Here is a 16,761-nt window from a genome sequence, read left to right as displayed (position 1 = left end):
CCCTGCTCCTCCGCACAAACTCTCCCCAATCAATGCCGGAGCGGCCTGCGCAAGTCGAGGGTCATGGGGAATTCATTTGTGCGTTCTTCCGGCGGCAGTGCGATTCGTCCGGGAGTGTGGCCGTGATCCTGGAATCGCGCGAGCCGCCGCGCCTCAGCCTCATAGGAGTTGATCGGTTTGGTGTCGTAGTTGCGGCCGCCGGGATGGGCCACGTGATAGACGCAGCCGCCGAGCGAACGGCCGTTCCAGGTGTCGATCAGGTCGAAGGTCAGCGGCGAATGCACGGGAATGGTCGGGTGCAGGCCGGACGCGGGCTGCCATGCCTTGAAGCGAACCGCCGCGACCGCCTCGGCGGAGCGGCCTGTCGGGGTCATCGGCATCCTCCTACCATTGCAGGTGATGAGATGGCGGCCTTCGATGAAGCCTTCAGCTTTCACTTGAAGTCGTTCGACCGAGCTATCGACATAGCGCACGGTGCCGCCCGCAGTGCCCTCCTCGCCCAGCACGTGCCAGGGCTCCAGCGCCTGGCGCAGCTCCAGGGTCACGCCGCCATGCTGCACGCGGCCGAAGGTCGGAAAACGGAACTCGAGCTGTGCCTGATACCACTCCGGCGAGAAGTCGTAGCCGGACGAGCGAAGCTCATCCAGCACATCAAGAAAGTCTTCCCAGATGAAGTGAGGCAGCATGAAACGGTCGTGCAGCGCCGTGCCCCAGCGCACGAACTTGCCGTCCTGCGGCTCACGCCACAGCTTGGCGATCAGCGCGCGGATCAGCAGTTGCTGGGCCAGCGACATGCGCGGATCGGGCGGCATTTCGAGCGCGCGGAATTCGACGAGACCGAGGCGGCCCGTCGGCCCTTCCGGCGAATACAGCTTGTCGATGCAGATCTCAGAGCGATGCGTGTTGCCGGTGATGTCGACCAGGAGATGCCTGAACAGGCGATCGACCAGCCACAACGGCACGCTCTGCCCCGCAGCGGGCACATTGGCGAGCGCGATCTCCAACTCATAGAGACTGTCATGGCGCGCCTCGTCGATGCGCGGCGCCTGGCTGGTCGGCCCGATGAACATGCCGGAGAACAGATAGGACAGCGCCGGATGGCGCTGCCAATACAACACGAGGCTCTTGAGCAGATCGGGCCGGCGCAGGAACGGCGAATCCGGCGGCGACGAACCGCCGACCACGACATGATTGCCGCCGCCGGTGCCGGTGTGACGGCCGTCGATCAGAAAGCGATTGGCACCGAGCCGCGTCTTGGCAGCGTCCTCATAGAGTCCGAAGGTGATGTCGACCGCCTCGCGCCAGCTCTGGGCAGGCTGGATGTTGACCTCGATGACGCCCGGATCGGGCGTCACCTTGATGACGTCGATGCGCGGATCGAATGGCGGCGCATAACCTTCGACGTGAACCTTGATCTGCATCGCCTCCGCCGTCGCCTCGACGGTCGCGATCAGCTCCAGATAATCCTCGATGGTCTCCACCGGCGGCATGAAGACGCAGAGAATGCCGTCGCGGATCTCCACCGACATCGCGGTGCGCACGCCGAGCCCGCCCCAATACTGATACTGAACGTCCTGCTGTTGTTGCGGCGGCCGATCGAGCGTCTTCAGCGGCGGCACCTGCGGGACGATCACGGGGCGGCCCTGCGCGTAGGCCGGCAGCGGTCCGCGCTGCTCCATCGGATCCTGCTCGTGAATATACGGGAAATCTTCCGGCGGGATGTAGACCAGCGAATTGATCGGCAGCCGCAGACCGAGCGGCGAGTCGCCGGGAATCAGGAACAGCCGCTTGCGCCGGAGACCCCAGCGTTCGCTGCGCCAGCGCTTCGCCTCGGCATTCCAGCGTTGGATCGGCAGCACGAAGCCACGCGGAATATGCAGCCCCTCGTCGAACACGCGCGCCATGCGGGCGCGCTCTTCCGGATCGTCGAGCTTCGAGTCGAGCGCATCGACATTCTCAGGAAGCGCCGCTTCCTTTTGCAGCCAATGCGCGGGGTCCTCGAACGCCGGCAGCACGTAGTCGGGCTCGAGTCCCAGCGTCTCCGCCGTCGTATCGAGAAAACGCTCGGCGTCCGCGATCGTCGCCATGCGCGGGCCGTCGACGCTGGCGATCAGGTCCGGATTGCGCCAGATCGGCTCGCCATCCTTGCGCCAGTACAGTCCGAAGGCCCAGCGCGGCAGGCTTTCGCCGGGATACCACTTGCCCTGGCCATAATGCAGCAGGCCGCCCGGCGCGAAACGCTCGCGCAGACGCCTGATCAGGCTGTCAGCCAGCCCGCGCTTGGCCGGCCCGACCGCAGCCGTATTCCACTCCGCGGACTCCATGTCGTCGATCGACACGAAGGTCGGCTCTCCACCCATGGTCAGGCGGACATCGTGAGCAGCGAGATCGGCATCGACGGCCTCGCCGAGCCGGTCGAGCCTGTCCCAGGACTCATCGGAGAAAGGTCGCGTGATCCGCGGCGCTTCGCGAATCCGCCTCACGTTCATCTCGAAGGCGAACTCGACCTCGGCAACTCCGGCGCTGCCGCTGATCGGCGCGGCCGAGTGATAGTGAGGAGTCGCAGCAACCGGGATGTGCCCCTCGCCGGCGAGCATGCCCGACGTCACGTCGAAACCGATCCACCCAGCACCGGGCAGATAGACCTCGGCCCAGGCATGCAGGTCGGTGAAATCGCTCTCCACCTCGACCGGGCCTTCGACCGGATCGATGTCGGGACGAAGCTGAATCAGATAGCCGGACACGAAGCGCGCGGCGAGCCCAAGATGCCGCAGTGTCTGTATCAATAGCCAAGCCGAGTCGCGACAGGAGCCGGCCGCCGAAGACAACGTCTCCTCCGGCGTCTGAACGCCAGGCTCCATACGAATGATATAACGAATCTTTTTCTGCAACTGTGCATTGAGATCGACGAGATAGTTGACCGTGTTGTCCGCCTCGCGCGGGATCGACTTCAAGTAGGCTGCGAACAGCGGACCGGGCTCGATCGTTTCGAGATAGGGCGCGAGTTCCGTTTTCAGCCCCTCCGGGTAGGCGAAGGGAAAGCTGTCCGCATAAGGCTCGACGAAGAAATCGAACGGATTGATCACGGTCATCTGTGCCGTGAAATCCACCTCGATTTTCAGTTCGTTCACCTTCTCGGGAAAAACATAGCGCGCGAGCCAGTTGCCTTGCGGGTCCTGCTGCCAATTCACGAAATGGTTCGGAGGGGTGACCTTGAGCGAATAGCTCAGCACCGGGGTCCTGGTATGTGGTGCCGGGCGCAGGCGGATGGTCTGCGGGCCCAATTCGACCGGACGATCATACTTATAATGAGTGACGTGATGTAATGCGACGTAGATTGACACGTGGGTTCACCGCTCCAGCAACTTTTTTGAGCAGAACATTGCCGTGCTCAGGGATCAAGCACTAACAAAGGGCAGAGCTGCCTATTGAACCGTCCCGAACCAGAAAGCTGGCCTTTCGGGCCACGTTCGATCTCCCCTGCGACCACGCTCATGTGTCTGAACTGCACGCAGCGGTGGCTTTTGCGGCGAGACCATGACCTGCTCAGGCGTCCTAACAAGAACGAGAGTAGAACAAACAACCCCTCGCCCCCTGTTCCATCGGAGTTGTCCACAGGGACGGCCCGAACATGGTCACGGAAGATTGACCACGCTGCAATAGCAGGGATTAACCCCGAAATATGAACTAACAAGAACTAATAGCGTTGCATTCGCCGCAATCGCTTGATAGCTCGACTACACGTGCTATTTAGGACGCCCATTGCCAAAAGGAGAATCACGTTGGCCAAGACAGCTAAGAAGGCAGCTACCAAGAAGTTGGCGCGCAAACCCTACACCGCCGCCGACATCAAGCTGCTGAAGCAGCACTCGAAGTCGAAGACCCCGGTTGCCAAGATCGCCAAGGCGATGAAGCGGACGGAAGGTTCGCTGCGTCAGAAGGCCCTGGCGCTCGGCATCGGCCTCGGCCACCAGCGGTAATTTATTCGGCGCCGCTGTCACGCGCGCGTCAGCTCGGCCAGCCCGAGCAGGCGTACCGAGGCGGCGCTTCTCGCCTGTCATCTGATCTCAGTTGCGATCGAGTCTCAGCTATGCGACAGATCCCAGCTGCGATCAGATGCCGGTCGAGCAACAACCGGCAATCCTCTTCCGCAGCTGAATAGCTGTCCCCTCCGGCTACATCGTCGCGCCGAGCACCCAGGGCGCGAACTCGGCCCCGCCGAAATCGAAGCTTTCGCTCTTGGTCGGCTGCCCTGACGCCGTCTTCAGCATCAATTCGAAGATCCGCTGGCCGCATTCCTGCACGCTTTCCTCGCCCTCGAGGATGGTGCCGCAATTGACGTCCATGTCGTCTTCCATCCGCTTGTACATCGGCGTGTTGGTCGCGAGCTTGATGGACGGTGCCGGCTTGCACCCGAACACGCTGCCGCGCCCGGTGGTGAAGCAGACGAGATTGGCCCCGCCGGCCACCTGCCCCGTCGCAGCGACGGGATCGTAGCCGGGCGTGTCCATGAACACGAAGCCCTTCTTGGTGACGGCTTCCGCGTAATGCAGCACATCCACCAGATTGGTGCTGCCGGCCTTGGCCATCGCGCCGAGCGACTTCTCGAGAATGGTGGTGAGGCCGCCGGCCTTGTTACCCGGGCTCGGATTGGCGTTCATCTCCGCGCCCTCGCGCGCGGTGTACTCCTCCCACCAGCGCATCAGCGAGACCAGTTTCTCGCCGACCTCGCGACTGACCGCGCGGCGCGTCAGCAGATGCTCGGCGCCATAGGTCTCAGGGGTCTCCGACAAGATCACCGTGCCACCATGTCGCACCAGCAGATCGCTGGCGGCGCCGAGCGCCGGATTGGCCGAGATGCCCGAATAACCGTCGGAGCCGCCGCATTGCAGAGCGACCGTCAGTTCGCTCGCGGGGACCGTCTCGCGCCGGACCTTGTTGGCGTCGGTGAGCGCTTCCTTGACGAAGGCAATGCCCGCCTCCACGGTCTTGCGGGTGCCGCCGACCTCCTGGATGTCCATGGCCCGCAGGCGGCCGGCGAGCTTCTGCTCCTCCATCAGGCCGCCGATCTGATTGGCCTCGCAGCCGAGGCCGAGCACGATCACCGCAGAGAAGTTCGCGTGACGCGCGTAGCCGCCGAGGGTTCGCCGCAACAGCTTCAACGGCTCGTCCATCGTCATGCCGCAACCGGTCTTGTGCGTCAGGGCGACGACGCCGTCCACATTGGGATAGTCGGCGAGCGGATTGTCGCCGGTGAACGGATTCCTCTTGAAGACATCGGCGACGAGGCTCGCGACGTGCGCGCTGCAGTTCACCGAGGTCAGAAGCCCGATGTAGTTGCGGGTCGCGACGCGGCCGTCGGGGCGGCGAATGCCCTCGAAGGTCGCGGGAAGATCGAAATTCGGCGTCGGCTTGACGTCGACGCCATAGGCGTAGTCCTTGGCGAAATCGCCCATGCCGCAGTTCTGCGTATGAACGTGCTGGCCGGGCGCGATCGGCGCGGTGGCGAAGCCGATGATCTGGCCATAACGGCGGATCGGCTCGCCCTGCGCAATCGGACGGACTGCGACCTTATGCCCCGCCGGGATGCGGTCGACCGTGGTCACCCCATCCGCCACCGCAAGTCCTGGCGGCAGGCTCGCCCGCGCGATCAGGACGCTGTCCTCGGGATGAAGCCGGATGACGGGAGCGGGAGCCATGGCAGTCTCTCTCGTTTGAACTCTAAAGGGGAGCGAATAGCGAATGGCGAGTAACGAACAGAGATACCCCCTATTCGCTACTCTCTATTCGCCATTCGCGACTCTTACGCCTTGCCGCCGGAGTCCTTGCGGGTCTGGGCGACCTGCTGGCGGGCATAGACCTGCATCAGCCCGACCTCGTTGGACAAGGTCACCAGCTTGAAGCCCATGTTGATGGCGCGCACCGCGCCTTCGGCGCCGCTGCAATGGATGCCGGGATTGAGGCCGCGCTTGCCGCACTCCTTCACGATCTTCTCGTAGATCTTGAGGATCTCCGGCTCGTCGCGGTCGAGCTTCGGCACGAGGCCGTAGGAGAAGCCGAGGTCGGACGGGCCGATATAGACGCCGTCGATGCCCTCGACGTCGAGGATGGCTTCCATGTTCTCGACGGCCGTCCTGGTCTCCATCATCGGCAACAGCACGATCTCGTCATTGGCCGTCTTCTGGTACTCGCCCGCGCTGCCATACATGCCCGAGCGGATCGGGCCGTTGGAGCGCACGCCCTTCGGCGGATACTTCGAATAGGACACGAGATTGCGGGCTTCCTGCGGCGTATTGACCATCGGGCAGATCACGCCATAGGCGCCGCCGTCGAGCACCTTGCCGATGATGCCGGGCTCGTTCCACGGCACGCGCACCATCGGGGTCACCGGATGAGCGTGCATCGCCTGGAAACACTGCACCATCGACAGATAGTCCTGCACGCCATGCTGCATATCCACGGTGACGCTGTCGAAGCCGCACTGTGCCACGACCTCCGCGGAAAACCCCGAGGGGATCGCGAGCCAGGCATTCACCACCGTCTTGCCTTCGGCCCAGAGCTGCTTGACTTTATTGTTCGCCACGACTGCGTTTCCTTCCCTTGTTGTTCGATCGACGTTGTTGAACTCGTTGTCGCCGATGCGCGAGCACGATGCAATCCTGCTCACCCCGGATACTTCGCGCCACAGGCAGTCACACCGGCATCACGATGTCGCCCGCTGAATGCTCGCTTCGCTGACACCGACTTCGCGGGCCGTACTCACGATTGCCGCCCAGGTATCATCCGGCAACGGCACGCCGTTGGCGGTACGATCGGCCCGCGTCTTGCGCTCGACGTCGCCTGGCACCAGCACCTGATCGACGCCCGCCACGGGCTTCGTCGCCCGGATGAAATCCGTGTAGCGGGTGATCTCACCGTCGAAGAAGCTGGCGGGATCGACCACCTTCGGATCGATGTAGATCGCGAGCATGCCGTTGGCAAAGCGCCGGCCGGACGAGGTCGCGCCCGTGCCGGTCAGCGCACCGCCGAGCAATTCGCAAATGAAGGCGAGGCCCGAGCCCTTGTGCTCGCCGAAGGCGCGGATCGCCCCGGTCCCCTTGGTGTGGTCGCGCGGGCCTTCCGCCTCGTAGGGTCCGTAAAGCACGGAGGGATCCTCGCTCAACGTACCGTCGGCATCGATCAGCGCACCCTTGGGAAGCTTCTTGCCGCCACGGCTCGCCACCAGCACCTTGCCTTCGGCAACGATGGAGGTCGCGAAATCGAGCACGATCGGATCCTGGCCCTGCCTGGGGATGCCGACACAATAAGGCGCAGTGGAGAACCGCTTCTCGACGCCGCCATAGGGCGCCACCAGCAGCGAGCCGGCAGCGGTGACGAAATGGATCGAGACGAGCCCTTCGGCGGCGGCCATTTCTGCCCAGTCCCCGACGCGACCGAGATGGCCGGAATTACGCAGCGCCAGCGCGGCCAGGCCGCTCCTCTTGCAGCGCTCGATACCGATCTTCACCGCCTGCGGTGTCACGGTCTGGCCGTAGCCGAATTTGCCATCGACCACCACCAGTGAGGGCGTATCCACCACGATGTCAGCCGTCTGATTGGGGACGATCGAGCCCATCTTCTGCCAGCGGATGTAGACGGGGACGCGGATCACGCCATGGCTGTCATGCCCCGTGAGATTCGCCGTCGTGAGGTAAGTGGCGATCCGGCGCGCCTCCTCCGGCGAGGAGTGAGCATGTTCGAAGACGTCGGCGACGAAATCGATGAGGCGCGCAACCTTGATTGTGACCATGACAACTCGCGGGTTCGATCAGCATGCGAAGCAGAGTTAGCATGGATTGCCATGCCTGCGACGCACGCCCTCTCCGCTCGACTGCATCGCTTCTTATCAAACTGTTGAAGTGACTGCCAAGCATGAGGACCGATCGGGGGCACGATTGCGCGATGTTTGCTCCCGTCAGCACGGCATCATTCATCGTCCCCCGCATCCGCCTCGCCGCCGCCGCCGATGCTCTGCTCGAGCTCGCCCAGCATTTTGTGCAGCGCGGCAAGCTTGCGTGCACCATAGCGCCGGGCGATCGTGGCGTAGATCGCCTCGGAATTAGGCGCAACCTGCGCAATCAGTTTCAAACCCTTCGTCGAAATCGACAACACGCCCCTTCTCATGTCGCGCGCATCCACCTCGCGCTGAACGAGGCCGCGCGCTTCCAGATCGCGCAGAATGCGCGACAGGCTGGGACCAAGCAGGAAAGCGACGCGCGCCAGCTCCGTCACCTCGATCGCGTCGACCGCCGCCAGCGCACGCAGGATTCGCCATTGCTGCTCCGTCAACCCATGCGCGCGCAGATTCGGCCGGAACTGCCGCATGACCGCCTCGCGCGCCCGCAGCAGCGCCATCGGCAGCGATTGCGAGAAATCGCGCATCGGGACCTTGCGGGCATCCTTCGAGCCCTTTGCCTTGCTGTCGCTCATCATCACCCTCGCCGCCACCCACACGCCGTCGATTATTTGCACTGCAACAATCGCCGTTTGGGTTTGCCGCCTGAAACTTAACATGTTAATCAACTGCCGCCATCTGTTTTCCTCGAGGATACGTTTCATGCCGCTGTCGAGCGACGAGATTCACAGCTGCGCCTTGCGCCTTGATCAGGCCGAGAAATCCCGCCGGCAGATCCGGCAGCTGTCCCAGGACTATCCGGACATCACGATCGCCGACGCCTACGCGATCCAGAAGGCCTGGATCGACATCAAAGTCGCCGAAGGACGCGTCATCAAGGGACACAAGATCGGACTGACGTCGAAGGCGATGCAGAGCGCGCTTGATATCGACGAGCCGGATTCCGGCGTGCTGCTGGACGACATGTTCTTCGCAGACGGCGGGATCGTGCCGTCCGACCGCTTCATCGCCACCCGGATCGAGGCCGAGCTGGCCTTCGTCATGAAGCATCGTCTTGCAGGACCGGACTGCACGCTGTTCGACGTGCTCAACGCGACCGACTTCGTCGTGCCGGCGCTGGAAATTCTCGACACCAGGATCGAGCGCGTCGATCCCCAGACCAAGGCGACGCGCAAGATCTTCGACACGATCGCGGACAACGCCGCCAACGCCGGAATCGTGCTCGGCGGCCGGCCCTTGCGACCGCTCGAGACTGATCTGCGCTGGGTCGGCGCACTTTGTTACAAGAACGGCCAGCTCGAAGAGACCGGACTGGCTGCCGGCGTGTTGAACAATCCCGCCACGGCCGTGGCGTGGCTCGCCAACAAGATCGCCGCGCATGGGCTAGCCTTGGAACCAGGCCAGGTGGTCCTCGCAGGCTCCTTCATTCGGCCGATCGAGGCGCGCAAGGGCGATACGATCCAAGCCGACTACGGTCCCTATGGGACGGTGAGCTGTTACTTCGCCTGAGGCCTGCACCGGAGCGATCGCACCATGCCGCATTTCAGCATCGAATACTCAGCCAATCTCGACAACAGCGTCGACATGGCCGCGGTCTGTGAAATCGTCCGCAAGTCCGCCAGCGAGACCGGCATCTTCCCGATCGGCGGCATCCGGGTCCGTGCCATCCGCTGCGAGCACTACGCCATCGCCGATGGCAAGGCCGACTACGGCTTTCTCGCCATGCTGCTGCGGCTCGGCGAAGGACGCGACCTGCCGGCGCGGCAGAAGGCCGGCGAGCACGTGTTCAAGGCATTGTCGGATTACCTCGATCCGGTGTTCGCCAGCAGCAAATTCGCGCTGTCCTTCGACATGCAGATCAATGACGGCGCGACCAGCTGGAAACGCAACAACATCCACGACGCCCTGAAAGCGGAGGCATCCCATGGATAAGGCCACTCCCAAAGCCGACATCTATAAAGCCAATCTCAACCGCGCCGCTCCCCTGCTCGCGAAGCTGAAGGACGAGGGCATCGGCCATTTCATCGACGGCAAGGTGGTGCCGGCGATCTCGGGAGCGACGTTCGAGACGAAGTCGCCGATCGACAATGCCGTGCTCGCCAAGGTCGCGCGCGGCAATGCCGAGGACATCGACCGCGCGGCGACCTCGGCCGCGCTCGCCTTCAAGTCCTGGCGCGACATGGCGCCGGCGCTGCGGCGCAAGCTGCTGCACCGCGTGGCCGATGCGATCGAGGCTCATGCCGACGACATCGCCGTGCTCGAATGCATCGACACCGGGCAGGCCTATCGCTTCATGGCCAAGGCCGCGATCCGCGCCGCCGAGAATTTCCGCTTCTTCGCCGACAAATGCACCGAGGCGCGCGACGGCCAGAGCACGCCGAGCGACGAGCACTGGAATATCTCGACGCGGGTGCCGATCGGCCCGGTCGGCGTGATCACGCCGTGGAATACGCCGTTCATGCTGTCGACCTGGAAGATCGCGCCGGCGCTCGCCGCCGGCTGCACGGTCGTGCACAAGCCGGCGGAATGGTCGCCGATCACAGCGCAATGGCTGGCGAAGCTCGCCAAGGACGCCGGCATTCCCGACGGCGTGCTCAACACCGTGCACGGCTTCGGCGAAGAGGCCGGCAAGGCGCTGACCGAGCATCCCGCCATCAAGGCGATCGGCTTCGTCGGCGAGAGCTCGACGGGATCGGCCATCATGGCGCAGGGCGCGCCCACCCTGAAGCGCGTGCATTTCGAGCTCGGCGGCAAGAATCCGGTGATCGTGTTCGACGACGCCGACCTGGAGCGCGCGCTCGATGCGGTCGTGTTCATGATCTACTCGCTGAATGGTGAGCGCTGTACGTCGTCGAGCCGGCTACTGGTGCAGCAGAGCATCGCGGAGACCTTCACGGCGAAACTCGCCGCGCGTGTCCGCGCGCTGAAGGTCGGGCACCCGCTCGACCCCGCCACCGAGATCGGACCGCTGATCCACGAGCGGCATCTCGCCAAGGTCTGTTCCTACGCCGACATCGCGCGGCAGGACGGCGCGATCATCGCCGTCGGCGGCAAGCGGTTCGATGGTCCAGGCGGTGGACATTATGTCGAGCCGACGCTGGTCACCGGCGCGAGCCAGACCATGCGCGTGGCGCAGGAGGAGGTGTTCGGGCCGTTCCTGACCGTCATCCCGTTCCGCGACGAAGCCGACGCGGTAGGGATCGCCAACGACGTTCAATATGGCCTCACCGGCTACGTGTGGACCGGCGACATGGGCCGCGCGCTACGCGTGGCGGACGCGCTGGAAGCCGGCATGATCTGGCTGAACTCGGAGAACGTCCGCCACCTGCCGACCCCGTTCGGCGGCATGAAGGCGTCGGGCATCGGCCGCGACGGCGGCGACTATTCGTTCGACTTCTACATGGAGACCAAGCACGTCTCGCTCGCGCGCGGCACCCACAAGATCCAGCGGCTCGGCCTGTAAGGAGACCTGCCCATGACCTCTCCTCGCCTTGCGACCTACTCCGTCGACGGCGCCATCCGCTATGGACTCGTCACCGACAAAGGCCTCGTCGATCTCTCGGCCCGCTTGGGCAAGGACTATCCGACCTTGCGCGAAGTCATCGCGGCGGGCGCCCTGCCCCGGCTGATCGAGGCCGGCGCCGGCCAGTCGCCGGATCACGGCCTCGATGCGATCACCTGGCTGCCGCCGATCCCCTCCCCCGAGAAGATCATCTGCATCGGCGTCAACTATCCCGACCGCAACGCCGAATACAAAGACGGCCAGGACGCGCCGAAATATCCGTCGATGTTCATGCGCACGCCGCGCTCCTTCGTCGGCCACGAGACGCCGCTGGTGCGCCCGCACGCCTCGCCGCAGCTCGACTACGAGGGCGAACTGGTGCTCGTCATCGGCAAGGCCGGCCGGCACATCCCGGAGGCCCAGGCGCTGGATCACATCGCCGCACTGACCTTGTGCAACGAAGGCACCATCCGCGACTGGGTGCGACACGCCAAGTTCAACGTGACGCAGGGCAAGAACTTCGACGCCACCGGCAGCCTCGGGCCCTGGATCGTGCCCTACACCAGCGAGAGCCAGATCGCCGATGTCAGGCTGACCACGCGCGTCAATGGCGAGCTGCGCCAGGACGATCGCACCTCGCGGCTGATCTTCGGCTTCCGCTACCTCATCAACTACATCTCCACCTTCACGACGCTGGTCCCCGGTGACGTGATCGTGACGGGCACGCCGACCGGGGCCGGTGCACGGTTTGATCCGCCGCGCTATCTCACGCCCGGCGATGTCATCGAAATCGAAGTCGAAGGCGTCGGCGCTTTGCGCAACGGCGTCGTCGACGAAAACTGATCAAGACGGAAGTTCAGCATGACCACCATGACCGGCGGCGAAGCCATCGTCAGCGGACTCGTCGCCCACGGCGTCGACACCGTGTTCGGCCTGCCGGGAGCGCAGGTCTACGGCCTGTTCGACGCCTTCCACCAGGCGCAGTTGAAGGTCGTCGGCGCGCGGCACGAACAGGCCTGCGGCTACATGGCGTTCGGCTACGCCCGCGCCAGCGGCAGGCCCGGCGTGTTCAGCGTCGTCCCCGGTCCCGGCGTGCTCAATGCCGGCGCGGCGCTGCTCACCGCGTTCGGCTGCAACGAGCCGGTGCTGTGCCTCACGGGCCAGGTGCCGACGGACTATCTCGGCCGCGGCCGCGGCCATCTGCACGAGATGCCGGATCAGCTCGCGACCTTGCGCACCTTCGTCAAATGGGCCGAGCGCATCGAATATCCCGACAGCGCGCCGACACTCGTGTCCCGCGCTTTCCAGGAGATGCTGTCAGGGCGCCGCGGTCCGGCCGCGCTGGAAATGCCGTGGGACGTGTTCACGCAGAAAGCCGAGACGTCTGCCGCAAAGCCCCTGGCCCCGTTCACGCCGCCGCAGCCCGATCCCGACCGCATCGTCAAGGCGGCGGCGCTGATCACGAGCGCCAAGGCGCCGATGATCTTCGTCGGCTCCGGCGCGATCGAGGCGCGCGAGGAGATCCTCGAATTCGCCGAGATGATCGACGCGCCGGTCGTTGCCTTCCGTTCGGGGCGCGGCATCGTCTCCAACGCGCATGAGCTCGGGCTCACCATGGCCGCGGCCTACAAGCTCTGGCCGACCACCGATCTGATGATCGGCATCGGCAGCCGGATGGAGCTGCCGGCGTCGTTCCGCTGGCCGTTCAAGCCCGACGGGTTGAAGTCGATCCGCATCGACATCGACCCGGCCGAGATGCGGCGCCTGGTCGTCGATGCCGGCATCGTCTCCGATGCCAAGGCCGGCACCGCGGCGCTGATGGCTGCGGTCAGCAAGGCCGATTATCGCAAGACGTCCGGCCGGCGCGCGACCATCCGCGAGGCGACCGCGGCGACCTTGCAGGCGATCCAGAAGGTGCAGCCGCAGATGGCCTATCTGAACGTGCTGCGCGACGTGCTGCCGCCAGAGGCCATCGTCACCGACGAATTATCGCAGGTCGGCTTCGCCTCCTGGTACGGCTTCCCGGTCTACGAGCCGCGCACCTTCATCACCTCGGGCTATCAGGGCACGCTCGGCGCCGGCTTCCCGACCGCGCTCGGCGCGAAGGTGGCGCATCCCGACAAGCCGGTCGTGGCGATCACCGGCGACGGCGGCTTCATGTTCGCCGTGCAGGAGCTGGCGACTGCCGTGCAGTACAACATCGGCGTCGTCACCCTGGTGTTCAACAACAACTCCTACGGCAATGTCCGGCGCGACCAGCGCGAGCGCTTCGACGGCCGCGTCGTCGCCTCGGACCTGGTCAATCCGGATTTCGTCAAGCTCGCCGAATCGTTCGGGGTTGCTGCTGCCCGCGTCACCGCGCCGGACCAGTTCAAGGCGGCGCTGGAGAAGGCGCTGGCGCATGGCGGGCCCTATCTGATCGACATCGAGGTGCCGCGCGACAGCGAGGTCTCGCCCTGGGCGTTCATCCATCCGGCGAAACCGTAGGCCGATCGGCTCAGCAGAACGACGTCAGGCAGATCCCTGCCGTCCCTGCAACGCCGCAGCCGCCATCACCAGCAGGCCGGCGCCGGCCACGAACCAGCACGCGACCGGCGCCCATTGCACCAGCGGCGCGTAGTCGGGCAGCTTCTGCAGGCCGCCGGCAACGGCGGCGATGCGTGCGAAGGTCGCGAGCGCCAGCGCCGAGAACACCAGCCCGGTGACCTTGCCCTCGGCGCCATCAGTTCCGATCGCCAGCGCCGCCGACATCGCGCTCATCATCATGCAGCCCCAGGCCGCACCGGCGATGAACTGCGCCACGATCAGCACCGTCAATGCGCCCGCCAGCTCGGCCATGATGATGGCGAGCGCGCCGAGCAGTCCCGCGACGCCCATCACGATCAGGCCGCCGCGATGCTTGACCACGACGCTGGCGGGAAACAGTACGAGATTGAAGCCGATCCAGAACACCGGCATCAACCATTGCAGATCTTCCAGCTTGGCGAAGCGGAGATAGAAGGCCGCGCTGTTGATGCTGAAATGCAGCTGATAGCCGAGCGCGAGGATCACCATCGCGCCGATGAACAGCAGCGGCCAGCCGCGCAGGGATATGGGCTTGGACTGAGCCTTCGCCACCGGCGCGGCCGTCGCAGCGCCGCCTTGCGCAGCGCGCGACAGGCCGAGCGCGATCAACAGCAGCACCACTGAGGAGAGAATGAACGGCAGCCGCGCATCGTAGTCGCGCAGGATGACGCCGAGATAGGGCGACACGGCGCCGGCCACGCCATAGCCGAGCATCACCAGCGCCATCAGGAACGGGACAGCCGGCCGCGCCGCATGGCGCCCGAGCAGCGTGAGAGGTGGCGCGCGCAGCACCGACGACGTCAGCGCCCACACCACGATCAGTCCGATGAAGACCGCCGGCCCCGCAGTTGCCGCCACGAAAGGCAACGCAACGAACGCGCAGCAGGATATTGCGGTCACGAGAGCAATGAAGACGCCGAAGCGGGTCGCGATCCGTCCGATGCGGTCGGCCGCAATGCCCATCGCCGTATCCGAGAGCGTGAAGACCGCCTGGTCCAGCATCAGGATCAGGACGACGGCTGACGGAGCGATGCCGGCCTGCGCCGCCAGCTTCGGCAAATAGATCACGTAGGTCGTCCACAGCAGGCTGAACACCAGCTGCAACAACGCGAGGTATAGTCCGAGCCGCGTCGCCGCCGGGGCGCGCTCCTCAGTGAGTTCGACAGTCGTCATGGCCCCTCTCCCGGGCGCAGCATAGAGCCGGATAGGCCCGATGCAAAATGAGAGAGGTCACACAACGATAGACCTAGCGCGCGCGGCGAAACGTCAGGTTGATGCGTCGGCGGCCGAGCAAGGCATGCTCGCCGTCGGCCAAAGACGCAACGCCGTGAAAGGCGAGCCTTGCCGGTCCGCCCCAGACGACAACGTCGCCATGAACGAGCCGATAACGCTGCGTCTTGTCGGTCCGCTTCAAGCCACCGAACAGGAAGGTCGCGGGCAGACCAAGCGAGACCGAGACGATCGGCGCGCCGACGTCACGCTCGTCGCGATCCTGGTGCAGCGACATCTTGGCGCCGGGCTCGTAGCGGTTGATCAGGCAGGCATCTGGCGCGAAGCCCGCAAAGCCGGCCTCGCGCGCGGCCGTCTCGGCGAGTTCGCGAAACAGCTCCGGCATAGCCGGCCAGGGCTGCCCGCTCTGCGGATCGATCGGATCGTAGCGGTACCCGCCGCGATCGGTCACCCAGCCGACCGGACCGCAATTGGTCATCGCCACCGACATCTGGTGGCCTCCGGGAGTCACCATCCGGCGGAATGACGCCTGCGCGGTGATGGTATCGATGGCGGCGAGAAGCTCCGCCTGCTGTGGCCACGCGAAGCCGCGCAACAACACGGCCCCGGGCGCGAGCGCTTCGCGCGCCGGACCTGCCGCCTCCAGGCCGTCGAACAGATCTGCCGTCATGCCCTACTTCGCATCGTGAAAGATCACTCCCAGCGTATGCCGCCGGCCCGCGCGGAGCCGGCTGACGCCGTGGCGCATGTTGACCCGGTAGCTGCCGCGCGTGCCTTGGACAGGTCGATGATGAACAGCGAACACGACGGCATCGCCCTGCCGCAGCGGCACGACCTCCGCCCGCGACTGCATCCGCGGCCGCTGCTCCGTCAGCACGAACTCGCCGCCCTCGAAATCGCGCCCCGGCTCGGACAGCAGGATAGCGACCTGCAACGGAAACACGTGCTCGCCATAGAGATCCTGGTGCAGGCAATTGTAGTCACCCTCGACATATTGCAGCAGCAGCGGCGTCGGCCGCGTCTGGCCGGCGGCATGGCAGCGCGCGAGGAAGTCGGCATGATCGGCTGGATATTGCACATCGATGCCCATGGTCGCGTTCCATCGATTGGCGACCGCGACCAGTTGGGCATAAAGCCGCGGCCGCAGCTCCGCGATCGGACCCGGCAGCGGATAGCTGAAATATTTGTACTCGCCGCGCCCGAAGCCGTGCCGGGCCATCACCACGCGGCTGCGGAAGTGCGCGTCATCCGGATAAAGCGCCGCCAGTCCACGGCACGCGTCGGGCGCGACCAGCCGCGGCAACACCGCGCAGCCGCCGGCATCGAGCTCGCGTTCGACCGTGGCCCAGTCGATCGCATCGATCCCGGTCGCGGCTGGAGCAGCGAGGTGGTCCACTGCGTGCGTGAGTCTGGCCATTCAATCCATCCCAACTGCCATTCCGGGGCGGCGCAAGGGCGCACATCGCGGAATGACGACAGTGTTACGGAGCGGCCAGGGGAACGCCACCCGATTTCCGGATGGCATTCAAGTCCATGAGAAATTATAGGCGACAGGTTCCTCACGCTGCGT

At 65.0% G+C, this 16,761-nt stretch carries 14 protein-coding genes; 6 read left to right on the top strand and 8 right to left on the bottom strand.

Annotated elements, in window-relative coordinates; genetic code table 11:
• Positions 1-29: 29 nt before the first annotated feature.
• Positions 30-3,344, bottom strand: a complete 3,315-nt coding sequence (locus NLR35_RS25520; RefSeq protein WP_257169285.1) for a transglutaminase family protein — start codon at positions 3,342-3,344, stop codon at positions 30-32.
• A gap of 438 nt (positions 3,345-3,782) precedes the next feature.
• Here NLR35_RS25520 and NLR35_RS25515 point away from each other — a divergent pair, with 438 nt between their 5' ends.
• The gene (locus tag NLR35_RS25515) at positions 3,783-3,980 is read left to right on the top strand and encodes a hypothetical protein (RefSeq protein WP_006613836.1); all 198 of its coding nucleotides are present in this window, start codon (positions 3,783-3,785) and stop codon (positions 3,978-3,980) included.
• A gap of 195 nt (positions 3,981-4,175) precedes the next feature.
• On the opposite strand, the gene NLR35_RS25510 is transcribed toward NLR35_RS25515, so the two are convergent.
• The 4 genes from NLR35_RS25510 to hpaR all read right to left on the bottom strand — a co-directional run bounded on the left by NLR35_RS25510 (position 4,176) and on the right by hpaR (position 8,469).
• Positions 4,176-5,699, bottom strand: coding sequence for a UxaA family hydrolase (locus NLR35_RS25510; RefSeq protein ID WP_257169284.1), 1,524 nt, complete (start codon positions 5,697-5,699; stop codon positions 4,176-4,178).
• A gap of 104 nt (positions 5,700-5,803) precedes the next feature.
• A complete protein-coding gene (locus tag NLR35_RS25505; RefSeq protein ID WP_006613834.1) occupies positions 5,804-6,583 on the bottom strand; it encodes an HpcH/HpaI aldolase/citrate lyase family protein in 780 nt (259 codons plus the stop codon).
• A gap of 120 nt (positions 6,584-6,703) precedes the next feature.
• Positions 6,704-7,789, bottom strand: a complete 1,086-nt coding sequence (locus NLR35_RS25500; protein ID WP_257169283.1) for a malate/lactate/ureidoglycolate dehydrogenase — start codon at positions 7,787-7,789, stop codon at positions 6,704-6,706.
• A 176-nt stretch (positions 7,790-7,965) separates the two neighbouring features.
• Positions 7,966-8,469 (bottom strand): homoprotocatechuate degradation operon regulator HpaR, encoded by a 504-nt coding sequence (gene hpaR, locus NLR35_RS25495; RefSeq protein ID WP_257169326.1) that lies wholly within the window; start codon positions 8,467-8,469, stop codon positions 7,966-7,968.
• Between the two features lie 127 nt (positions 8,470-8,596).
• Here hpaR and hpaH point away from each other — a divergent pair, with 127 nt between their 5' ends.
• From hpaH to NLR35_RS25470, 5 genes are read left to right on the top strand one after another with little or no spacing between them, the layout of a single operon-like run.
• The gene (gene hpaH / locus NLR35_RS25490; protein WP_257169282.1) at positions 8,597-9,403 is read left to right on the top strand and encodes a 2-oxo-hept-4-ene-1,7-dioate hydratase; all 807 of its coding nucleotides are present in this window, start codon (positions 8,597-8,599) and stop codon (positions 9,401-9,403) included.
• Positions 9,404-9,427: 24 nt separating this feature from the next.
• The gene (locus NLR35_RS25485) at positions 9,428-9,826 is read left to right on the top strand and encodes a 5-carboxymethyl-2-hydroxymuconate Delta-isomerase (protein ID WP_257169281.1); all 399 of its coding nucleotides are present in this window, start codon (positions 9,428-9,430) and stop codon (positions 9,824-9,826) included.
• Positions 9,819-11,357: a 5-carboxymethyl-2-hydroxymuconate semialdehyde dehydrogenase gene (gene hpaE, locus NLR35_RS25480; RefSeq protein ID WP_257169280.1), complete on the top strand. Its 1,539-nt coding sequence runs from the start codon at positions 9,819-9,821 to the stop codon at positions 11,355-11,357. Before NLR35_RS25485 ends, hpaE begins: the two co-directional genes overlap by 8 nt.
• Positions 11,358-11,369: 12 nt before the next feature.
• Positions 11,370-12,239, top strand: a complete 870-nt coding sequence (locus NLR35_RS25475) for a fumarylacetoacetate hydrolase family protein (protein ID WP_257169279.1) — start codon at positions 11,370-11,372, stop codon at positions 12,237-12,239.
• 18 nt (positions 12,240-12,257) lie between these two features.
• Positions 12,258-13,883, top strand: coding sequence for a thiamine pyrophosphate-dependent enzyme (locus tag NLR35_RS25470; protein WP_257169278.1), 1,626 nt, complete (start codon positions 12,258-12,260; stop codon positions 13,881-13,883).
• A 24-nt stretch (positions 13,884-13,907) separates the two neighbouring features.
• On the opposite strand, the gene NLR35_RS25465 is transcribed toward NLR35_RS25470, so the two are convergent.
• From NLR35_RS25465 to NLR35_RS25455, 3 genes are all read right to left on the bottom strand, one after another.
• Positions 13,908-15,134 (bottom strand): MFS transporter, encoded by a 1,227-nt coding sequence (locus NLR35_RS25465; protein WP_257169277.1) that lies wholly within the window; start codon positions 15,132-15,134, stop codon positions 13,908-13,910.
• Between the two features lie 73 nt (positions 15,135-15,207).
• Positions 15,208-15,861: a DNA oxidative demethylase AlkB gene (gene alkB / locus NLR35_RS25460; RefSeq protein WP_257169276.1), complete on the bottom strand. Its 654-nt coding sequence runs from the start codon at positions 15,859-15,861 to the stop codon at positions 15,208-15,210.
• A gap of 3 nt (positions 15,862-15,864) precedes the next feature.
• On the bottom strand, positions 15,865-16,608 hold the full coding sequence (locus tag NLR35_RS25455; protein WP_257169275.1) for a 2OG-Fe(II) oxygenase: 744 nt from the start codon (positions 16,606-16,608) through the stop codon (positions 15,865-15,867).
• Positions 16,609-16,761 lie beyond the last annotated feature (153 nt).

Origin of the sequence: Bradyrhizobium sp. SRS-191 (assembly GCF_024586915.1) — a bacterium.
Taxonomy (GTDB): domain Bacteria; phylum Pseudomonadota; class Alphaproteobacteria; order Rhizobiales; family Xanthobacteraceae; genus Bradyrhizobium.
The sequence above is the reverse complement of the archived record's forward strand: the minus strand, read 5'-3'. Positions and strand labels throughout refer to the sequence as shown.